Source organism: Pseudomonadota bacterium (assembly GCA_030860485.1).
Taxonomy (GTDB): domain Bacteria; phylum Pseudomonadota; class Gammaproteobacteria; order JACCXJ01; family JACCXJ01; genus JACCXJ01.
Window position 1 is genome coordinate 1 of sequence record JALZID010000098.1, and the last position, 20,311, is coordinate 20,311.

Annotated in this window: 17 protein-coding genes and 1 tRNA gene; 2 read left to right on the forward strand and 16 right to left on the reverse strand. The window is 64.4% G+C overall.

Features of this window, described 5'->3' with window-relative positions:
• Positions 1 to 202: 202 nt before the first annotated feature.
• From M3461_05725 to pcnB, 16 genes are all read right to left on the reverse strand, one after another.
• The gene (locus M3461_05725) at positions 203 to 946 is read right to left on the reverse strand and encodes a methane monooxygenase/ammonia monooxygenase subunit A (GenBank protein MDQ3773884.1); all 744 of its coding nucleotides are present in this window, start codon (positions 944 to 946) and stop codon (positions 203 to 205) included.
• Between the two features lie 216 nt (positions 947 to 1,162).
• Complete coding sequence (locus M3461_05730; protein ID MDQ3773885.1) at positions 1,163 to 1,930, reverse strand: methane monooxygenase/ammonia monooxygenase subunit C; 768 nt, start codon at positions 1,928 to 1,930, stop codon at positions 1,163 to 1,165.
• Between the two features lie 396 nt (positions 1,931 to 2,326).
• The gene (locus M3461_05735; GenBank protein ID MDQ3773886.1) at positions 2,327 to 2,761 is read right to left on the reverse strand and encodes a CBS domain-containing protein; all 435 of its coding nucleotides are present in this window, start codon (positions 2,759 to 2,761) and stop codon (positions 2,327 to 2,329) included.
• A gap of 10 nt (positions 2,762 to 2,771) precedes the next feature.
• On the reverse strand, positions 2,772 to 4,028 hold the full coding sequence (locus M3461_05740) for a glycosyltransferase (protein MDQ3773887.1): 1,257 nt from the start codon (positions 4,026 to 4,028) through the stop codon (positions 2,772 to 2,774).
• Positions 4,029 to 4,063: 35 nt separating this feature from the next.
• Positions 4,064 to 6,994, reverse strand: a complete 2,931-nt coding sequence (locus tag M3461_05745) for an NACHT domain-containing protein (GenBank protein MDQ3773888.1) — start codon at positions 6,992 to 6,994, stop codon at positions 4,064 to 4,066.
• A gap of 110 nt (positions 6,995 to 7,104) precedes the next feature.
• Complete coding sequence (locus M3461_05750; GenBank protein ID MDQ3773889.1) at positions 7,105 to 8,073, reverse strand: hypothetical protein; 969 nt, start codon at positions 8,071 to 8,073, stop codon at positions 7,105 to 7,107.
• Between the two features lie 254 nt (positions 8,074 to 8,327).
• Positions 8,328 to 9,704, reverse strand: coding sequence for an NAD(P)(+) transhydrogenase (Re/Si-specific) subunit beta (locus tag M3461_05755; GenBank protein ID MDQ3773890.1), 1,377 nt, complete (start codon positions 9,702 to 9,704; stop codon positions 8,328 to 8,330).
• Positions 9,704 to 10,000, reverse strand: coding sequence for an NAD(P) transhydrogenase subunit alpha (locus M3461_05760; GenBank protein ID MDQ3773891.1), 297 nt, complete (start codon positions 9,998 to 10,000; stop codon positions 9,704 to 9,706). The genes M3461_05755 and M3461_05760 overlap by 1 nt, the downstream gene beginning before the upstream one ends.
• Entirely contained in the window at positions 9,997 to 11,136 is a 1,140-nt protein-coding gene (locus tag M3461_05765) for a Re/Si-specific NAD(P)(+) transhydrogenase subunit alpha (protein ID MDQ3773892.1), read from the reverse strand. Before M3461_05765 ends, M3461_05760 begins: the two co-directional genes overlap by 4 nt.
• Positions 11,137 to 11,953: 817 nt before the next feature.
• Positions 11,954 to 12,727, reverse strand: a complete 774-nt coding sequence (locus tag M3461_05770) for a copper oxidase (protein MDQ3773893.1) — start codon at positions 12,725 to 12,727, stop codon at positions 11,954 to 11,956.
• Entirely contained in the window at positions 12,724 to 14,415 is a 1,692-nt protein-coding gene (locus M3461_05775) for a multicopper oxidase domain-containing protein (GenBank protein MDQ3773894.1), read from the reverse strand. The genes M3461_05770 and M3461_05775 overlap by 4 nt, the downstream gene beginning before the upstream one ends.
• A 1,042-nt stretch (positions 14,416 to 15,457) precedes the next feature.
• Entirely contained in the window at positions 15,458 to 15,838 is a 381-nt protein-coding gene (locus M3461_05780; GenBank protein MDQ3773895.1) for an aspartate 1-decarboxylase, read from the reverse strand.
• 53 nt (positions 15,839 to 15,891) lie between these two features.
• Entirely contained in the window at positions 15,892 to 16,746 is an 855-nt protein-coding gene (gene panC, locus M3461_05785; GenBank protein MDQ3773896.1) for a pantoate--beta-alanine ligase, read from the reverse strand.
• Complete coding sequence (gene panB / locus M3461_05790; protein ID MDQ3773897.1) at positions 16,746 to 17,540, reverse strand: 3-methyl-2-oxobutanoate hydroxymethyltransferase; 795 nt, start codon at positions 17,538 to 17,540, stop codon at positions 16,746 to 16,748. The genes panC and panB overlap by 1 nt, the downstream gene beginning before the upstream one ends.
• Positions 17,541 to 17,555: 15 nt before the next feature.
• Positions 17,556 to 18,071, reverse strand: a complete 516-nt coding sequence (gene folK, locus M3461_05795; GenBank protein MDQ3773898.1) for a 2-amino-4-hydroxy-6-hydroxymethyldihydropteridine diphosphokinase — start codon at positions 18,069 to 18,071, stop codon at positions 17,556 to 17,558.
• Positions 18,071 to 19,390, reverse strand: coding sequence for a polynucleotide adenylyltransferase PcnB (gene pcnB / locus M3461_05800; protein ID MDQ3773899.1), 1,320 nt, complete (start codon positions 19,388 to 19,390; stop codon positions 18,071 to 18,073). The genes folK and pcnB overlap by 1 nt, the downstream gene beginning before the upstream one ends.
• A 94-nt stretch (positions 19,391 to 19,484) precedes the next feature.
• Between pcnB and M3461_05805 the strand changes: the two genes are divergently transcribed.
• Positions 19,485 to 19,560: transfer RNA gene (locus tag M3461_05805), tRNA-Glu, on the forward strand.
• A gap of 21 nt (positions 19,561 to 19,581) precedes the next feature.
• Positions 19,582 to 20,310 carry an orotidine-5'-phosphate decarboxylase gene (gene pyrF, locus M3461_05810; GenBank protein ID MDQ3773900.1) on the forward strand — a complete coding sequence of 243 codons (729 nt, stop codon included), beginning with the start codon at positions 19,582 to 19,584 and terminating at the stop codon, positions 20,308 to 20,310.
• Position 20,311: the final 1 nt, after the last annotated feature.

Genomic DNA, 20,311 nt, shown 5'->3' on the forward strand with positions numbered 1-20,311 from the left:
ACCAGTGGATGGTGCGCATCCGGAGGAACGCCTGCTGCGACTTCTCACCATGGGCCGATGCCTCCGGGGCATACAGGCCCGTGGCGCCGACCACCATCGCGAGACCCGCGGCGGCCCAGCGCCCGACCCTCTTTATCGTTGCTGTCTTACTCATGTCTTAGCCTCATCGTGTTATTAGGTTCGCGTTTCTTCGGACTGCGGTCTAGTACTCCGTCAGGTACTTCGTGGTGCAGAACCAACGACCGAAGAAGTGCCAGATGAAATAGATGAGAACGCAGATGAACCCGGAGAAGAAGGCCGAAACCGGCACCACGTCTTTACCGAAGGTCCTCAGGGTGCCTTTCTCGACGAAGCGGATGTACTCGGGCGTACCCGTCCGCACGTAGTGGTAACCCTGGATGTCGGCGATGGTCATGGCCATCCCATGGTACTCGACCGGCTGATGCAGGGGCGCCAGCATGACCCAGTTACCGGGATAGAAGATGAGGCCAAATCCCAGACCGCCTACCACGGCCGTGACCAGGAAGCTCTTCGACCACAGCAGGACGACATCGAGGATGATGGCGCCCGGGACCAAGGTCGCGGCCCACACGAAGTTGATGGGGAAGTAGGTCCAGCCCCAGAAGTTGAAGTAACGGTTGACCCACTCGCCGAACAGCAACCCCAGGATGGTGAAGGTCGCCGCGAAGGGGAGGCGCAGCTTGCCCCACAGGAAGTATTGCGCCGCCGCAGGGAAGGTGATGCACATGATCGGCGTCACCGTGACCCACAGACGGCGATCCTTCCAGTCCGTCCAGAAGTCCCAGTCGCCCATCGTCAGCATGGCGTGGACGTGGAACCCGCCCGTGAACACCAGGAACGACAGGGTCAGGATCAGCCAGTCGGCCGTCCTGGAAGCCTGAACGATCTCGGCTTTCGTAAATACCGTAGGTGAATAGGAACTCATTGATAGATGCCTCCTCGTTTTATCGATTATGGTGCAGCGCGGCAGCGAGAGGGCCTCTGTGCGGCACAGCCACCCTCCCCCTTGTCGCTATTGTAGCTCTTGGGGGTCGGAAACCGGCCGTTGATTGATGTGATCGCACAACGGCCGGTTTATTCAGCTTACCGCTTCCATGCTCGACCTCTCTCGTTCCGTGCTTACGCGCTTAGCCTGATTCGCTTAGCTTGATTGCTTCAGGGTCGGCCCGACGAGATTCCCGATATCCTCGAAAATCTGCAATAGCAGGCCGCAAAGGCCTAACGCCATCCAGCCGAAGAACACGAATCCGTAGTGCAACGGCGCTACGAACAGCTCTTCCATCCACCAGAAAGTGTGACCCCACTCGTTGAGGCCGACGTTCGGGAGGATCATGAAGGGTCCGACGACCACGACCAGGTACGGCAGGGACACCCCCTTCGAGAAGCAGGGGATCCGGGTGCGAGCATACATGAAGGCGCCCCAACCCGTGAGGATGTAGATCGGGTAGCTCATGTAGAACTCGATGATGTGGCTGGGCGTGAAGTCCGTGTCACGGATGACGGTCTGGTGCCAGGTGCCATCCTGCTCGGTGTAGAAGCTGGCGCCCCAGTAGATAGCGATGCCGTAGGCGACCAACCACACCAAGTGATGGAAATGGTTCGTCAGAACCTCCGTCGAGGTCAGGGCATCCATATCCCGGGTCCGGGTCTTCCAGAGGTACCCTCCGATGGCGGCGAACAACGGGATATATAGCGCCGTTTCGATGTACAACCAGTTCATCCAATAAGTCTTGAACTCCGGCGCGAACGCGTCCAACCCGGCGGACCAGCCGTAGACTTCTTCATACCAACGTACAAACAGGTTGAAGAACGTGAACCCGCCGACCATGAGCCACAGGTTCGTCTGGTTGAGATAGCTATGGGCCTTTTCAACCTTGACTTGACTCGCAACAGCTTGTGATGCTGCCATTTTCTTTGCCTCCTATTTTGGTAAATCAACCCTCCATCCCGGCGCTGCTCCGGGAATGAAGTCCGTCTTACAGAGTCACCCCCTCGCCCCTCTCTTCACGGGAAACGGTGTGGATCCGTAGATGGTCTAAGTCTATCAAATGACGACGGCATGTCAAGCCCCGGACGGGCTCGTGCCTGCTGCCATGTCGGGCCCGGCGCCAGCCGCGTCCGGGTATCCTGCCCGATCGATATTCTCGATCTTTCAAAAAGATACGGCCCTGTACGCGCGCAAGCCCGGTTCGAGCATGCCCGGAGAGGTCCCCGGAGATCCGGCCGCGGGGCAAGGACGCGGCGACTGACCTCACGCATGGGCACGACGGCCATCGATGCTATGGCTGACGCGACACTGCTGGCCCTAGCTCATGGAGATATAGTCGCGCAACGCGCGGGCCTCGGCCTCGATCTCCTCCATCCTGGCCTTGACCGCGTCTCCGATGCTGACGATCCCGCACAAGCGCCCATCGCCATCGGTCACGGGCACGTGCCGCATCCGCCGATCGGTCATCAAGGCCATCAGCTTCAACAGCGAATCCAATGGGTTGCAGGTGATGATCTCGGCCCGCATGAGGGCCTGGATGGGCATCCCCAGGACCTCTCGCCCATGGCCCGCGAGCCCGTGCACGATATCCCTTTCGGAGAGCACCCCCCGCGGCCGGCCATCCTCGTCGCACACGACCACGGCCCCGATGCGTTGTTCCATCATACGCTTCGCCGCGACCGAAATGCTCTCGTCGGCCGGCAAGGTGAACACCCCGGCGCCCTTGACCCTAACGATGTCTTCTACCTTCATGACACATCTCCTAGGGCGGAGGATTACGGGTGGGTGGCTTGGCCCGAACGGCGTTCACGCCACCGGCTGGAACGATGGCACGGAGATTCGAACGCCCCGGCCTTTCCGTACAGACCTCTTCATAGAGCCCCACGAGCTCGGCCACCACTCGGCCCGCCTCAAAGGATTTTACAACCCCGCGGGCGCCATCGCCCAAGGCACCCCGAAAGGTGTCATCCGTGAAGAGCTTGCGCATGGCCTGGGCGAGGGCCTCGGGGTCGTCGGGGGTCGCGAGGCAACCGCTTCTCCCATCGCTCACCAACTCGGGCACCCCGCCCGCCCGCACACCGATGGCGGGAATGCCGAGCGCCATGGCCTCAAGGAACACCAGCGGTTGGACCTCGGTCGTGGAGGCAGATATGAAGACATCGCACGCCGCGAGCCGCTCGACCAAGGGCGCCCCATGCAGCATGCCCGTCCACACGACCCGGTCGGAGATCCCCAAGCTCCTGGCCAAGGTCTCGAGCCTCAGCCGCTCGCGCCCGTCCCCGATGATCATGAGGGCCGCATCGAATCCCCCCGAACGCAACTGGGCGAACCCCTCGAGCACGACGTCGACGCGCTTCTGCTCCACGAGCCTCCCAAGGTGGACGGCGGTCGGCCGGTCCATCCCGAAGCGTGCACGCAGCGCGGCCTTGTGCACAGTAGTGGAGAAACGCCCGAGGTCGATCGGGTTGGATAAGACGTGGACCGGGCGCGTGAGCCCGTGCTCCAGGAGCTCGCGTTCCAGCGCGCGAGCGGGGGTGATCACCAGCGAGCAGCGGTTGTAGAAGAACGCCAGATAGCGCCGGAGCAGGCGTTTGATCACCGCGTAATCGAGCCGAAAGTTGCTGAGATATTCGGCCAGGAAACCGTGGTGGCTGCCCACCAGGGGGCAGCCCAGGAGCTTGGCGCACGCCACGGCCTCCCAACCGACCGTGAAGATGGTGTGCAGGTGGATGACATCCGGCCGAAAACGCCTGAGCTTCGCGAGGGGGCGCGCGATCGTCGGGAAGCGCGCCTGGATGTGCCGGAAGCCGGGCAAGGTGAACGATGGGAACGGGAATACGAGGACGCGTGGGTCCAACTCCTGCTGCGGCCCGCCCTCGCCCTCGATCCTGCTCACGTCCATAGTGAACACGGCGACCGCATGCCCGCGGCGCACCAACTCGTTGGCGGTGGTCACGACCGAGCGCACGACACCGTTGACTTGCGGGAGGAAGGTATCGGTGAAGAGTGCGATGCGCATGTCTCGAGCTCGGCCAGGGTATCAATCGGCCATGATCAAACGGTGCCCGCCTCCAGGCCCGCATGCAGCGCCTGGCAGGCGCGGTAAAGCTCCAGGACCTCGGGCACCACGGCGAAGGACGCGATGACCTTCTCGAACTCACCGCCCGGTTTCAGGAGCTGCGGTAACTCCTGCGACAACTCGAACACATGTACGCCGTGCTTGCGGGCGACGACGAGATAATACAGGTAATGCAGGGCGCGGATCGCGAGCTTGGGATCGTGATAGGCATCGAGGATCGGGACCAGGAAGGCGAGCTGTAGCGATCGAGAGCGCGCATCGACCACCGCCGTTCCGTCGGAAACCGTGCAGATCATCGGCAATGCGGCGGCGGTCTCGGCGTCCGAAAAGCCGATGCGAGGCCATGGGACCTCGGGTTTCGGCAGGCCGAACAGCGCCGCGAACGCCTTCTGGTAGCACCATGCGAGGCTGCAAGCCACCGGGTCCCTGACCGGGGTCGTATCCGGGTTCGAGAACAGCCGGAGCTTGGGAAACAGGGCGCGTCGCAAGTCGCCCAGAGATCGGTCGGTACCGCTGTTGAGCAGCACCCGGTACCCCAGACCGGCGATCGCGACCACCCGCGACAAGGGCTCGAAGTGGGCAAGCTCTTCGAGCAGGAGCTGGATGGCGCTCGGGTCCACGGCGGTCTCGGTCCAGGCCAGGAACGCGATCACATTACCACTGATATAGGTGTTCTTGGAGCGCCTCCAGGCCTCCAATACCGACCGCACCTGCCCCTCGCCGATGGTGACGTCCCGAAATCCCTCGCCCGCCATGCGGTAGATGTGAGAATTGAAGGCCGTGACCCCGAAGTCGGCCACGCACCCCCACTTGAGGCACAGGACAAAATATCTGGCGAGCAGGAAGTCCTGCCAGCTCCGATGGATGAAGCGGACCTTGTCCGGGCCGGTCGCGACGAATACCGTGCGCTGCGCGATCGCCGCGCAAGTGCCGCGGAGCCCGACCAGACCGAAACCAAACAAGACATCGCCGCCGCCACCCGCGAGCGCTGGGTCGGACGCCAGGTCCACGCGCCAGCGTTCCACTACCGTCCGCGCCTCGGCGAGCAGGGTCTCGTTATCGATCTCGCCACGGTGTTTGTAAAAGAACAGCCAGGCGACCAGGGTGAGGGCATCGAGGACATGGTCGATCTCGACCGTCGCGCCGTCCGCCGCAGGCAGGCCGACCAGATGACTGCGCCGCAGAATGGTGCGTAGCGTCTCATCCATGATCGTGCCGGCGGTCAGCGGACGCGCACCGAAGCCGTGCTCGGTGTCGGGTTCGAAGTTCGACAGGATGAGGGGCGTGAGCACGAGCTCGAGGAGGCGTGGATCGGTGACCCGCGGCAACCAGCGCTTGCAGGCGGGGAAGGTCCGCTCCGCCTGGGGGACCGTGAGGCGCAGGACCTCCAGGACATCGCGCGGGTCGCTGGCCAGGCGTTCCAAGCCGTGCAGTCCGCTGCGGACCGCCACCACGATCGCGAAGCGCGGGTTGTCGCGGTAGCGGGTCACGACGCCCCGCAAGGTATCGACGACGGACGACAGACCCATGGTCGGATGATTGACCAGAAAATCGTCCACCCCGTCGAGGATGACGGTGACGGCCCGGTTGCGGAATACATCCTCGATCCACTCGGACCGGTGATCACGACCGGGGTAGAGGTGCGTGACCCACGCCGACCACCACGCCCACAGCGCCTCCCACAAGCGTCCCGCGGGCGGTTCCTCGCGAGACAGCGTGACCTGCTGCATGGGGATGAAGAGCGGAAAAGGGGTCGCGGGCCCCGGCTGGGCCAGATACCGGCGGCCCAGGCGCCAGGCGAGCATGCGCATCACGGTCGATTTGCCCACCCCGGCGGCGCCGGTGACGACGATCTGGCGCGGCCTTTCTCTGCCCTGCACGAGCCGCTCAGAGACCAGCGCGCAGATGGCCTCCTGGGTGCCGAACGAGGCGGCGTTGGCGGTGGCCATGGCACGGTCCGCGGGCGCCGCTTCTCCGGCCACCTGGTTGATGAGTGCCGTCGTACCGGTCACCCGATTGACCTCCGCGACCCGCACCAGGGTTCGATCCGCCACCTGCAGGGCCGGATCGGCACCGTAACGCCCGACGAACCCCGCCACGATGCTCACGATGGGCGCGTTGGGACGCTTCGGGACCTTCACGGACCCGTGGGTGCCGCGGAAATAGATGTCGCGGTCGTGATCGGCGACCTGGATGGGCACCGAGAGGTCGGATTTGGCGTAGATGTCGTGGGTCACGGGTACCGGTAGCCCCAGGCCGTCCACGCCGGCGACGGCCTCCATGAACTCGCGTTCGAGGGTGAGCAGCCACGGATTGTGCCAGCGCAGGACCGCGATGATCTCGTTCCTGCCCCAGTCCTTGCTCCCCTGAGTGACGAAACGGACCGTCCGCAGCAGCGGCGCCATGAGCGGATACACCGTCGCGTAGGCCACCTTGCCGAACCCGGCCATGAGCGGGTCCCCGCCACGATGGGGCACGGCGATGTTGATGATGCGCCGGGTGCGCAGCCACAGGGACGGCAAGGCGTCGGGATCCGAGTCCGGCGACAGACCGCGGCCGTCCCGATAGGCACGTCGCAACATCTCCTTGACCACGAGCCCCCCGGTGCTGTGGGTGACGAACAGGAGGTGGCGATAGCCCTTGAGCTCCGTCTCCAACCAGGTCTTGAGATCATCGGCCGCCGGCGTGATCGCGGTCCGCTCCCAGAGCCGCGACGGATACGAAAAGGAGGCGACATCGAGATCGAGACCCGCGGCATCGAGCACCCACTGGGGCATCCGGCCCCAGGTCCGGCCGCAGTCCCCGAACACACCATGGATGAACAGCACCATCACGTCCGTGCTCGGGCCGGCGGCCTTGTGGACCAGGCCGTACTGACCCTGGCCGGTCCAGAACTCAGCGCTCATGGGCCGATAGGATAGCCGATAGGACAGTGGGGGTGGGCCCCGAGGCGCGGGCTGCGCGCAAAAAGAAGGGAGGCCCGAGCCTCCCTCCCTTAATGCCGCGATTCAACCGATTAGAAACTGAATCCGACGTAACCGCCAAGCGTCCAGAAATCCAAGTCCTTGTCGGTATCCCCGGTTAACGCCAAGCCGTTGGCAGCAAACACCTCAACAATATTGTTTTCGGTGTTCGACGACTCATCGGGGATTAGATGATAACGCCCGTCGAGACCGGCCTTGATACCGGGTAGGATCTCGTACTCGACGCCGGCGCCGAATTGGATGCCGACATCGAGGTAAGTCGCCCCGTCAGATGGCGGGCTGATCACGTGGAAATCCAAACCGCCCGGGATGATCCACGGCCGCAGCTTGCTGCCCTCCATGAACTTGATCTTGGGTGCTGCGCTCACGGTAAACATGGTTTTCGCAACGTCACCGGTGACCACGCAATCCGCCACCGCGAGTCCCACGTTAACGGACAGGAGCGCACACTCTGCCGTGGGAACCACCAGCGTCGCTGGTTCACTCTTGAAATGCTTATATTCCAAGCTGATTTCCCCCAGCGCCTCGGTTCCCTTCCACAAACCCCACAGGTCGGAGGTCAGGCTGTGCTCAATCGCGGCACCGACATAGTAGCCGTCGTCCGCTACGTTACCGCCACCTAGACCCAAGGTATTATGTGTATCGGTAAACGACTCGAACCCGCGAGCCAAGTCTCTATACTCGGTGTAACCACCGCGGAAGAATACGAAGTTCTTCATCGTGCGCTTCCCGGGCGCTTCCTCGACCTTGGTCACGCGATCCGTGATCTCCTGGTGCTGGGTCGCGTTCTGGGTCTCCATGCCCTGTATCGATTGCTCCTGCTGGGCTTCCCCGGCGCGCATGCGGTCCAACTCCCGCTGCAACGCGTTCATCTCCTGCTGCATCTGACGTAGTTTGCTCTCCATGGCCCCGACCCTGTCGTGGGCCAGTGCCTCGGGACACAGCACCGCGAGTGCCGGCAGCGCCAGACCCGCTACGATACTGTGAACCGTCGAAGACATCGTTTTGGGATTCCCCCGCCCGCTTTTCATGATCGACCCCCTCTTGCTGTTTGTGGCCGGGGCGCCTCCGGCCGGTGATGTGGCACAAACGACACAATACCTACCCGAGTAAGACGCCTATTTTTGTAAGACTACGACAGTCCTCGCATGCCTGTCAAGGTTCGCGGAACGCTCTGGCTTCGGTCGCGCCATCCAATCCTCGCAGGGCCCAACCATCCAAGACCGTGTCATACATGCAACGCCCGGCGAAGGCGTCACAGTCCCTTGACCCCATGGATCAGCTCGGAGGCCATCTTCTGACCATCGCCGTAGAGCAGGCGCGTGTTGTCCGCGTAGAACAGGGTGTTCTCGACCCCGGAGAAGCCGGTGCCCTTGCCGCGTTTGATCACGATGACGTTCTTGGCCTTGTCCGCATCCAGGATGGGCATGCCGTAGATGGGGCTCGACTTGTTGGTCCGGGCGTCGGGGTTCACCACGTCGTTGGCCCCGATGATCAGGGCCACGTCGGCCCTCGGGAGCTCGGCGTTGATGTCCTCCAGATCGTAGATCTTGTCGTAGGGGACGCCGGCCTCGGCGAGGAGCACGTTCATGTGCCCCGGCATGCGCCCGGCCACCGGGTGGATCGCGAACTTCACCATCACGCCCCGCTCCTCCAGGAGCTTGGTCAGCTCCCAGATCTTGTGCTGGGCCTGGGCCACCGCCATCCCATACCCCGGGATGATGATCACCCTCTCCGCGAAGGCCATCATGATGGCCGCGTCGGACCCCTCGATGGCCTTCATGCTACCCTCGACCGCTTGTTGATCGATCCGAGCATCCGAGGTACCGACTCCCGCGAACAGGACGTTGGCGAGCGAGCGGTTCATGGCCTTGGCCATCAACTGCGTCAACAGCGTACCGGCCGAGCCGACCACGGTGCCGGCAATGATCATGGCCGCGTTATCGAGCACGAACCCCTCGAGGCCGACCGCCAGGCCGGTGAGCGCGTTGTAGAGCGAGATCACCACCGGCATGTCGGCACCCCCGATGGGCATGGTCATGATCACCCCGAAGCCCAGGGCCAGCACAAAGAACAAAAACACCACCGGGCCGTAGGGATGGAGGAACACCATGACGAGTGCGAGGACCGCGAAGGCCACGAGCCCTCCTGTCATGATCCGCTTCTGCATCGCCTTGGGAAACAAGGCGCCGCGCTTGGTGAGGTCTTGCAGCTTGGCGAAAGCGACCAGCGAGCCGGTGAACGACACGGCCCCGATGAGGCCCCCGAGCACCGCGAGGAACAGGGTCACGATCCCATGCTCGGTGCTCGCCTTGGACAGCTCGACGGCACCGATCGCGGCCGCAGCGCCGCCACCCATACCGTTGTAGAGGGCGATCATCTGCGGCATGTCGGTCATGGCCACGCGCTTGCCGGACACCCACGCCGCGATGCCCCCGAGCGCGATGGCGAGCGTCATCAACAGGTAGTTGTGCATGTCCGGCCACAGGTAGGTGATGACGATGGCCACCGCCATACCCCCGCCGGCCCACACGATCCCGTCCCGTGCGGTCACGGGCGAGCTCATACGCTTCAGCCCCAGGATGAACAAGACGGCCGCGGCAAAGTAGGCAATCTGTATGATCGTGTTCATTATTTTTGTCCTTTGCTGCTCTTGAACATCTCCAGCATCCGCTCCGTCACCACATAGCCGCCGACCACGTTGCCCGCCGCGAGCGCCACCCCGAGAAAGCCGATGATGGTCTGCATGGTGCTGTCGGGATCGGCCTGCCCGAAGGCCACCATGGCGCCTACCAGGACGATGCCGTGCACGAAGTTCGAGCCCGACATGAGCGGTGTGTGTAGGATCACGGGCACCCGGCTGATGACCTCATAACCGGTGAAGGCCGCCAACATGAAGATATACAGCGCGACAAACCCCTCGATCATGACTGCCCTCCTTCGATCAGGGTCCTGATCGGTCCGAATTTGATCTCCCCGTCACGCGTCAGCGTGCTGTCGCGCAACACCTCGTCTTCCCAATCCGGCGCGAGCCGGCCGTCCTTGACCATGAGCTGCAGCAGGTTGAGCATGTTCTTGGCGTACATCTCACTCGCATGGGTGGCGAGGGTGCTCGGCACATTGACCGGGCCGAGGATCTCGACGTCGTGATAGCGCACGCCCTTGTCCGGCTTGGTTAGCTCGCAGTTGCCGCCGCTCTCGGCGGCGAGATCGATGATGACGGAGCCCGCGCGCATGTGCTCGACCATGGCGGTCGTGATGATGCGGGGGGCCTGCTTTCCGGGGACCGCAGCGGTGGTGATGACGGCATCGGCCTGCGCCACGTGCTTGGCGATGAGGTCCTGCTGCTGCTGTTTTTCTTCCGCCGTCAGCTCGCGCGCATAGCCGCCCTGGGCGTCGGCCTCGATGTCCATCTGGATGAATTTGGCGCCCAGCGACTCCACCTGCTCCTTGGTCGCCGGCCGCACATCATAGGCCTCCACCATGGCGCCGAGCCGGCGCGCCGTGGCGATGGCCTGGAGGCCGGCAACGCCCACCCCGACGATGAGAAAACGCGCCGGGCGGATGGTGCCGGTCGGCGTGGTCAGCATGGGCATGAACTTGCCCAGCCGGTACGCGGCCATCAGCACGGCGCGATAGCCGACGACCGAGGCCTGCGACGACAGCGCATCCATGGCCTGGGCGCGCGATATGCGCGGGAGCAACTCCAGGGCCAGCGCGGTGATGCGACGATCGCGCAGACGCAGGACGACATCACGATTCTTGTGCGGCGTGAGGAGACCGATCAGAATCGCCCCCTCGCGCAGGCGCTCCGCCTCCTCCAGGGTCGGAGCCTGGACCTTCAGCACCACGTCCCCCTCCTGGTAGAGCTCCGCGGCGTCGGTCACGATCCGGGCCCCTGCGGCGGCGAAGGCCTCGTCCGAATGGAAGGCCCCGGCCCCGGCACCCACCTCCACCAGCACCTCGGCACCGAGCTTCACGAGACGGCCGACGACGTCCGGCACGGTCGCGACGCGGTGTTCGCCCGCCGCACTCTCTTTGGGTACGGCGATTCTCATACTGATCCCCTGGTCATAGTGATCCCCTGGTCATGGTGGTCGCGTGGGCCAGCCCCCGTGATCGTGATCGCCGGGTTGGGTCCGGTGATGAACTTTCGCTCGGCGGTCTTGTTGTTATTCTGCTGCCCTGGCGGCCCACAGATGCGGTGGGAGTTGCGGGCCGGCCGCGGCATGTTGCCTAATGTAACGGAAACAGTACAGCCTTATCAACGCCGCGGTGCACAGAACCGCAGCGCGGCATCGGCACGACGTGCGCCATGCCCCGCTTCGAGGCACCTACCCCCTTGTGGGCGCGACCACGCCGGCTACCGCCTTGGAGCCCATGACCTTGATAAATCCATATGATATAAATATATTTTCTTGGTGTCTGGGAGACCCGCCTGGCAGGCATTTAGGCACACGTAATGTCCCTTCCCCAGCGCGGCATTGGATTCTCCCTCGTCATCAGGTAGACTCTCTGACCCCATAGTTGTTGGCGGGCGGCACGCATCGGCCGCGCGGCTTGAAAAGCGTGAGACAATGGTGTCTTTTAGGGACCACGTCCCTAATCGGTGGTCCACCCCGAACGGGGTGGTTTGTCTATCAATAATAGCGTGAGGAGGCATGGTTATGAAGCGGATAATCGAGCTTGCGTTTGTTGCGTTGGTCATGTCGGCATGCGGGTACGATCCTCCGGAGTCTAGCAATTACCAGGGATCCACCAATGCCCCGATGACCGAGGAAGAGAAGGCAAGACAACCCTCGGTCAACCAGTAATCCCACGGATCGATGCAAATGGGGGGCTGGTGACAGCCCCCCATTTTTTTGCCGCGACCGATCGCCGTCAAGGCGCCTCGGATCGACTCGACTGACCGGCCTTCCGACCGAACCAGAACGTCAGGCCGGCACCCAGGAGACCGGCGAAGCCGACCGCAAGGGCCGCCTGCCAGCCCCAATCCTCCACTTCGTAGCGGTCCGGGTAAGGATCACCGACGATGCCGGGGATGCTGGGCAGGTCGCCGTCCCCACCCGCGACCTTCAACTGCGCTTTCATGCCCTTTTCCATGTGCTGGGCGATGTCGCAATGCACAAAGTAGGTCCTCTTCGTGCTCGGCAGGATGAAGGTGCCGGTCTTCTGCGCAGGACCGGTGACCTCGATATGGAACATGGCTTCGGGATAGAGATACTTGGGTAAGCCATGCACCATCCACTGATGCCGGACGGGGTCCTCGTTGATGAAGGTCAGCTTGACCCGCGTGCAAGGCCCCGCCTCCCATTCGTTCCGGTCATAGCTGAACATCTTGCCGGGGTACTGTCGCGCGTACTTCTTCCCCGTCTTCACCGTGATCTCCACGTCTCCCGCGATCTCGGGGCAGTCTTGCGGCAGCTTCTCCGTGTTCTCGTTCATGACGGCACCGTCGAGGTCCATGTCCATCCCATCGTGTTGATGATGGGCGTGCTGTCCCTCCGCCGGTAGCCGTAGTTTGGGCGTGGGCTGGCCGGCCGGAGGCGGCGCCGTGGCTGCCGGCTTGGCCTCCTCCTCGGCGGCCTGCTGGCAAGCGGGGAACAAGACGACTGTCAAACAGGCGCACAGGCACGCCAGGCGCGCCCGTCTCATCGGCCGACCCTGCTCGTGCGCCCGAAATGGTACCCGGCGAGTCCGACCGCGCCCAGTGCCAGGCCCGCAAGAAAGGCCAACGATAGCGCCCCCATCAGCGAAGGGGGGACGCTCTCCGGTTCCACCAACATGCGATCCCGGTCGTAGCTCGCCCAGACCGGGAACTTCTTCTGATAGAACTCCTTGGTGAAGTACGGCTTGAGGTCCACCCCGTGGAGGGTAGGCAGGCCCTGCTCCCGAAGGTAGGGCTTGTAGACGATGAGGCCCATGTTTCCGCCCGGGAAGACACCGTCATTGGTGACGGCCTTCTCCCGGTGGTCATGAAACATCCACACCCCCTGCCCATAGCTGCGGAGTCCATCATCCGTGGTATCCAACACCAGATCGAGGCGCTGGGCGGGGGCCAGATCGAACACGTCGCGCGTGATCCAGGCCGTGGGGTTCTGCTCGATGCCGTCGTAATGGGTGATCGCGAGCTTGTGGCCGTGGGTGTGGATGGCGATGCTGCGATCGTCTCCGCCGTTCGCCATGCGTAGTTTCACCTTCTGGTTGGGCTCGACGATGATCAGCGAATCGCGGATCGTGTAAGGAAACGAGTACCCGTTCAGCAGGAAATACTCCGACGAGGCCTTGGTGACATCGAACCCGCTGGTCGTGGCCTTGCCGATCAGGCGCGGATCGTTCGCGGCCTTGATCGCGTCGCCGAGATCGCGGTCCACCTCCTGATAGAGCAGATCGTACTCGCTCGCGTATCGCTCCTTGATGGCGGCCGCCGGGTGGCGCACCTGGCCAGCGCCGACATTGAGCGTCTGGACCCAGTTGTCGGGGCGATTCTCTTCCACCACGAAGATCCCCATGAGCCCCATCATGACATGCACCGGGGGCTGCTCATGGCAATGGTAGAGCATCGTGCCCGTCTGCCTCGGCGTCAGCTCGTAGGTGAAGCTCTCGCCCGGCATGGTCGCGCTATGGCTGGTCTCGGGCACGCCGTCGTTCCCGCGATGCTCCCCGTGCAGGGGATTATCGAGGAAGTAAGGGTGATCGACGCCATGAAAATGAATGGTATGGGGCAGGTAGTGGGTGTTCTCGAGCGTCACCCGCACGGTGTCGCCCGCCTCCACCCGAATAGTGGGCGAGGGCATGCGCAAGAGCGGGCTGGCCGCCATGCTGTAGATGTCCTTGGTTGCCATGCCGTGGGGTTTGGGCACAAATGTCCAGAAGCCGGGCTGGATCCCGGGTGCGATAGAGTAAGTAGGGACCGGGAAGTCCACCTCGGGGGACCGCCCGTTCAGCTCGGCCACCTCGAGCTTGATATGGACGACATCGGGATCGCCGTCCCCATCCCGGTCGTTCTCCAGCACCACCGCGTCCATGGCCAGACCGGACTCCATGAGCGTCGTGTGGGAGACGTTATTGGTGCCCTTCGTGACGGCAGCCACGAATGCGGGGTTGTCGGGCTCGCAGCCCAGGGATTCGTCGATGGTGACGTCGTCGATGACTTGGGACGGCCGCCAGCCCGGATGCAAGTCCGGGCAGGGCGGTTCCACCTTCCCCATCGCGAACTCCTTGGTGGGAGGCGCGGGCTCATAAGGCGGCATCCGCATCCACCACCAGGACACAACGCCGGTAGCAATGACGAGGACGACCACCATCACGATGGTCAGTGTTCTACGGGTTGGGATCTTCAAAGACCAGTCTCCACGATGCGACGCGGCATCGCCTCTTGAATATCACGCTCCGATGCGACACATCGCGCGCTCACATGAGCGGATGCGTGACTCTTCCCGCTCCGAAGCGATGGCCGGCATCGCCCCCAAGGTTTGATCCAGACCAAACCAGCACGCCGCCAAGGCGTGAAATGCGCTCAGGACGCGTTCTCGTGCGCAGGTTTGCAAGCACTGTGATATGAAAGGACCTGGAGGTCAGTCGACCTCAACGATGCCGGCCGATCGCAGCCATCGGGGGACCGAAACGACAGGAGACCGGCTGGCCCTGCCTGTTCTCCGCGTGTGAGTTCCCTCACCGTTCTCGTCCAAGAACGGATGGCCTACACTATGGAAAAGGAATCGGACCTCGGAGAGTTAATGGAAGTTCCAAATGGCGAATTCGATTCGCGACACGTTGGACGACACGCAAGGCTACCAGATCAACTACCCCCCAACCTCGCTCGTCCCGCTTCCGAGGCGCGATCCAGGACAGGTCTGCCCTAGCTAACGCTAGTGCGCCTCGTTTTGGGAAAAACGGACCGCCGCCGACGCAGTAACGGTGGCGTTGGCCCCTGCTACGACCCGATGTTCCCCCACCCGCTCGCTGGACTCCCGGGACGAAACCCCGCGCCGTGCCCCCCTCCCGATCCGGGAGGGGGGCACAGTCACGGCTCGACCCCACGCAACGCCGCCGGGCTAGTCTTGTTTCACCCAGCGAACGAACAGCACGATCGCGCCGACGGCGACCAGTAAGACGATGATCCCGACCGGTGACTTCAGCAACTCGACCGCTTCCAGAATTCCACCCATTGTAGTTTCCTCTTCGTTGACAGTTTACAAAACACTTCGGACTGCGACTCGAGCATGCCCGCGCCCGAACACCCCGGCCGGGTGTCCATCATACCGGTCGCTTACGCTCTGTCAAGGTTGAGGCGTCGATCGATCACGATCGTGCTAACAACTTGGACTTGACCACGGACCCAGGGAACAAGCGCCGGGAGTGGTGTCCCGGCCGGCCGTCCGGTCAAGCGGCTTGTACCGGAATGGCGTGACCGACGCGCGTGATGCGGTTGTGCTCGTCGAGATACACCAGGGTCGGCGCGAACCCGGCCAGCTCTTCCTTGCGGACGCCGGCGTAGCTGCAGATGATCACACGGTCCCCGGGCGCGGCTTTGTGGGCAGCCGCGCCATTGACCGAGACCATGCGCGAGCCGGCCTCGGCGCCGATGGCGTAGGTGGTGAAACGTTCGCCGTTGGCGAGGTTATAGATCTGGATCTGCTCGTACTCCCGGATCCCCGCGGCGTCCAGGAGCCGCCCATCTATCGCGCACGAACCTTCGTATTCGCGCTCCGAGTGCGTCACCCGGGCGCGGTGCAGTTTGGCTTTCAGTACAGTCAGATACATCGGGCGACCCCACGAATGCCGGGCCGGGATTATGGCCTAAATGCGCCGGCCCTTCAACGAGACGACTGCACGGCGGTATTGTCGATGAGGCGGGTGTGGCCCAGCCAGGCGGCCGTAAGCACGATCAGATCGATATCGGTTTCCCGGGGCACCATGAGATCGTTCGCCCGCCGCACCGCGAAGTAATCGGGGCGAAAGCCGAGGGCCTCGAGGTCCGATCCCGCCCCCGCCTCGACAGCGGCATAGTCGCGGTTCCCCGAGCGCAGCACCTCTGCCGCGTGCCGAAGCACCCGATAGAGTCCGGGCGCGACGGCCCGTTCCTCGGTGCTGAGATAACGGTTGCGCGAGCTGAGCGCCAGACCATCGGCCTCCCTGACGGTGTCCACGGACGCGATCGAGACCGGAAAATCGAGATCGGCGACCAGGCGCCTGATCAGCACGAGCTGTTGATAGTCCTTCTGGCCGAATACCGCGACATCGGGCGCCACGAGGTTCAAGAGCTTGGTCACCACGGTGGCGACACCCGTAAAGTGCCCGGGCCGGGACGCCCCGCACAGGATATGGTCGAGCGCCGGTACCTCCACACGGGTGTGGCCCGCGAGGCCGTGGGGATAGAGGTCGCCGATCTCCGGGGCGAAGAGCAGGTCCACCCCCACTTCGAGGAGCAGGCGCGCGTCCGCTTCCAGGGTCCTCGGATAGCGTTCGAAGTCCTCGCCGGAGACGAACTGCGTGGGGTTGACGAACACCGATACTACGCTGCGCTCGGCCAGCGTCCGCCCCTTGCGGATCAACGCGAGGTGACCGGCGTGCAGGTTGCCCATCGTCGCTACGAGGGCGATGCGCTGCCCGCCGCTGCGCCATGCCCGCAGCCGATCGCGCAGGGTGCCTGACCGGGCAACCTTCTCCATCAGTCGAAACCGTGCTCGGGGCCGGGGAAGATCCCCGATTTTACCTCGCGGACATAGGCCGCCAAGGCCCCCGGCACGCTCCCCGCCGGGGCCAGGAAGTCCTTGGAGAATCGCGGGCTGCGCCCGGTAACGCCGAGCATGTCGTGGAGCACCAGGACCTGGCCGTCGCAGTCGCGGCCGGCGCCGATGCCGATGACGGGGATGTCGACGGATGCCGTGATCTCGGCCGCCAGCCCGCGCGGTATGCATTCGAGCACCAGCATCTGGGCGCCGGCCCGGCACAGTACCTCGGCGTCGCGCCGCAGGGCCTCTGCCGCCTCGGGCGAACGCCCCTGCACCCGATAGCCGCCCAGCCGGTGGACGGACTGCGGCGTGAGCCCGAGATGGCCACAGACCGGGATCCCGCGTTCGCACAGGAGCCTCACACACTCGACGAGCCACGCCCCCCCCTCGAGCTTGACCACCTGGGCCCTGCCCTCGCCGAGGAGCCGCGCGGCATTCCCCAGGGCCGCGGGCGGTGTCGCGTAGCTCATGAACGGCATGTCGGCGACGATGATCGCCCGCTCGGACCCTCGCTGCACAGAGCGCGTGTGGTAGATCATGTCGGCGAGGCGCACCTCGAGGGTCGTATCGCCGCCCTGGATCACCATGCCCAGGGAATCGCCGACCAGGAGCACCTCGACACCAGCTCGATCGCAGAGCCGTGCGAAGGTAGCGTCGTAGGCCGTGAGGCAGGCGATACGTTCACCCATGCCCTTCAGCCTGTTCAGATCGGTGATCGAGATCCTACCCATGATCCGGCAAAGCACTTATCCGATCTTTTCCAGGCCCGCGACCGGACAGTTCCGGATCAACGACGCGATCGGCCCCAGGCTCGGGACCTCCAGGTCCGGCGCGATCTCCAGGAGCGGGTACAGCACGAAGGCGCGTTCCGCGAGCCCGGGGTGTGGCACCGTCAAGTCCGGCCCAGAGAGCTCGGCGTCCCCGTAGAGAAGGAGATCGAGGTCCAGGATACGCGGCCCCCAGCGTACCGGCCCGCGCACCCGCCCGTGCCGGTCCTCAATGCCCTGCAGGTGGGCGAGGAGGCGCACGGCAGGCAGGCGCGTCGCCAGCGCGCACACGGCGTTCACATAGTCGGGCTGGCCCGGTGGACCCATCGGGGGGCTGCGATAGAGGGAGGAAGGCTGGACGACCTCGGTATCCGGCAAGGCCGCGAGCGCCGTCAAGCCGCGCCGCACCTGCAACACCGGATCGTCGAGGTTGCTCCCGAGACCGACATAACAGCGCACGGGACCGTCCCCGCGCCACAGCGGCGCCTCCGCCATCAACTCGACGCGCGCCTGCGGCGCCGGCGGCGCGTCGAACCGGCCTTGGGCACCGTCTCGATCATGGCCCGCCGGCGCTCCTCGCCCGCCTGCTGAAACTCGGTCCACCATTCGAAAAGGCCCGCGACCTCTTCGCCCGCCAGGGTGCGGAGCTCGAGGAAGTCATAGGCGGCGCGAAACCGGGGGTGCGCCAGGGCGCGGAACGGATATGCGCCGGTGCGGCGCGCGAGCCGGGGTTGCAGGGTCCAGATATCGCGCGTCACCTGGGTGTAGCGGCGTGGGATGGCGATGCGCGCGATCTGGCGCGAGATCGCCGTGTCCGCCGCGAGCTGCAGTGCCTCCATGGCGGCCAGCCCATGGCCGCGATGCTCGTCCATGAGCCGCCGCAGCGGGTCCCACAAGAGGGCCGCGAACAGAAACGCGGGGGTGACCGGCTTGCCCGCCGCGATCCGGCGGTCGGTGTTCTCCAGCGCCCGGACCAGGAGCATGTGCGGGAACCCGCCTTCCTCTTCGCCGAGACACGCCTCGATCTGCGGGAACAGCTCGCCGAAGAGACCCACGTGGCGCAGCGATTCGAAGCTCTGCGCGGCGTACCCCGCCAGGAACAGCTTCGGGATCTCTTCGAAGAGGCGCGAGGGCGGGATCTCGGCCAAAAGGCCGCCGAGATCGAAGATCGCCCGCTCGGTCGCGGGGTCGATGGTGAACCCGAGCTTGGCGGCGAATCGGACCGCGCGCAGCATCCGAACCGGGTCCTCGCGGAAGCGCAGGTGCGGGTCACCGATGGTGCGGATGCGTCCGGCTTCTATGTCCTCCATGCCGCCCACATAGTCCACTACCGAGAAGTCATCGATGTTGTAGTAGAGGGCATTGACGGTGAAGTCGCGACGCAAGGCATCGCTGTCGATGTCGCCGTAGACGTTGTCGCGCAGGATGCGGCCGGCATCGGTGACGGCCCCCCCCTCGTCGGCCCCGGCGGCGTGCGGGCTGCGAAAGGTCGCCACCTCGACGATGTCGCGCCCGAAATGGACGTGCGCCAGACGGAACCTGCGGCCGATCAGCCGGCAATTGCGAAACAGCTCGCGCACCTGCTCCGGCAGGGCGCTGGTCGCGACATCGAAGTCCTTGGGCTCGCGCCCGAGCAACAGATCGCGCACGCCGCCGCCGACGAGATAGGCCTCGTAGCCGGCGCTCTTCAGGCGGTACAGCACCTTCAACGCCCGCTCGTCGATGTTGGCGCGCGAGATGATATGGCCCGAGCGGGGGATGACGCGGGGTGGGCGCCGGAGATGGGTGACTGTCGCGGAGGTTTGAGGGTCCATCGGTGCGGGGCGCCGAACGCTTTGGAGCGACTCGCCTACGTGCTTATAATACCATCGTGCTTATAATACTTAATACCATCTTTTTGTTGCGCCCGCTCCCTTCGTCTAGCGGCCCAGGACGTCGCCCTCTCACGGCGAAAACAGGGGTTCGATTCCCCTAGGGAGCGCCATTCACCCGAGCCGCCGCGTCCATGGCGCCGTACCTGTCCCCGAAAGCCGTTCCCGCCGCCGAGCGACTCATCTTCGCCCTTGATGTCCCGAGCACGGACGATGCGATCCGTCTGGTCACGACATTGGGTGAGGCCGTGTCTTTCTACAAGCTCGGGCTCGAGCTGTTCATGGCGGAGGGGTACTTCGAATTCATGGACCGGCTGGCGGGGCAGGGCAAGAAGGTCATGGTGGACCTCAAGTTCTTCGATGTACCCGAAACGGTACGCCTTGCGGTCCGACAGTTGGCCAAGCACAGGCCCTCCTTCGCCACCGTACACGGCAACGACGCGATCCTGGCTGCCGCGGCCGGCGAGAAGGGGCCGGTCCGGATCCTCGCGGTGACCGTGCTGACCAGCCTGGACCAGGGCGATCTCACGGACCTCGGCTTCCAGTGCGATGTGGAAGCGCTGGTGCTGTCCCGCGCCAGACGCGCCCTGGCCCTCGGCTGCGACGGGGTGGTCTCCTCGGGCCTCGAGGCCGAACGGCTGCGTGAATCACTCGGAGATCGGTTCCTCATCGTCACCCCGGGCATCCGCCCGGTGGCGAACACCGACGACCAGAAGCGCACGGTGGATGTCGAGCAGGCGTTTCGTAGTGGCGCCGACTACATCGTCGTCGGCCGCCCGATCCGCGATGCCGCGGACCCGCGCGCGGCCGCGGAACGGATCCAGGAGCGGATCCAGACGCTTTTTAGGACGTCACGGGAGTAGG

Coding starts and splice junctions, on each gene's coding strand:
- M3461_05760 (MDQ3773891.1), bottom strand. CDS start 10,000: ATGATCGAGGGGTTTGTCGCGCTGTATATCTTCATGTTGGCGGCCTTC.
- M3461_05755 (MDQ3773890.1), bottom strand. CDS start 9,704: ATGAACACGATCATACAGATTGCCTACTTTGCCGCGGCCGTCTTGTTC.
- pyrF (MDQ3773900.1), top strand. CDS start 19,582: ATGGCGCCGTACCTGTCCCCGAAAGCCGTTCCCGCCGCCGAGCGACTC.
- panB (MDQ3773897.1), bottom strand. CDS start 17,540: ATGGGTAGGATCTCGATCACCGATCTGAACAGGCTGAAGGGCATGGGT.
- M3461_05780 (MDQ3773895.1), bottom strand. CDS start 15,838: ATGTATCTGACTGTACTGAAAGCCAAACTGCACCGCGCCCGGGTGACG.
- M3461_05770 (MDQ3773893.1), bottom strand. CDS start 12,727: ATGAGACGGGCGCGCCTGGCGTGCCTGTGCGCCTGTTTGACAGTCGTC.
- M3461_05740 (MDQ3773887.1), bottom strand. CDS start 4,028: ATGCGCATCGCACTCTTCACCGATACCTTCCTCCCGCAAGTCAACGGT.
- M3461_05725 (MDQ3773884.1), bottom strand. CDS start 946: ATGAGTTCCTATTCACCTACGGTATTTACGAAAGCCGAGATCGTTCAG.
- M3461_05730 (MDQ3773885.1), bottom strand. CDS start 1,930: ATGGCAGCATCACAAGCTGTTGCGAGTCAAGTCAAGGTTGAAAAGGCC.
- M3461_05750 (MDQ3773889.1), bottom strand. CDS start 8,073: ATGTCTTCGACGGTTCACAGTATCGTAGCGGGTCTGGCGCTGCCGGCA.
- panC (MDQ3773896.1), bottom strand. CDS start 16,746: ATGGAGAAGGTTGCCCGGTCAGGCACCCTGCGCGATCGGCTGCGGGCA.
- M3461_05735 (MDQ3773886.1), bottom strand. CDS start 2,761: ATGAAGGTAGAAGACATCGTTAGGGTCAAGGGCGCCGGGGTGTTCACC.
- folK (MDQ3773898.1), bottom strand. CDS start 18,071: ATGGCGGAGGCGCCGCTGTGGCGCGGGGACGGTCCCGTGCGCTGTTAT.
- pcnB (MDQ3773899.1), bottom strand. CDS start 19,390: ATGGACCCTCAAACCTCCGCGACAGTCACCCATCTCCGGCGCCCACCC.
- M3461_05745 (MDQ3773888.1), bottom strand. CDS start 6,994: ATGAGCGCTGAGTTCTGGACCGGCCAGGGTCAGTACGGCCTGGTCCAC.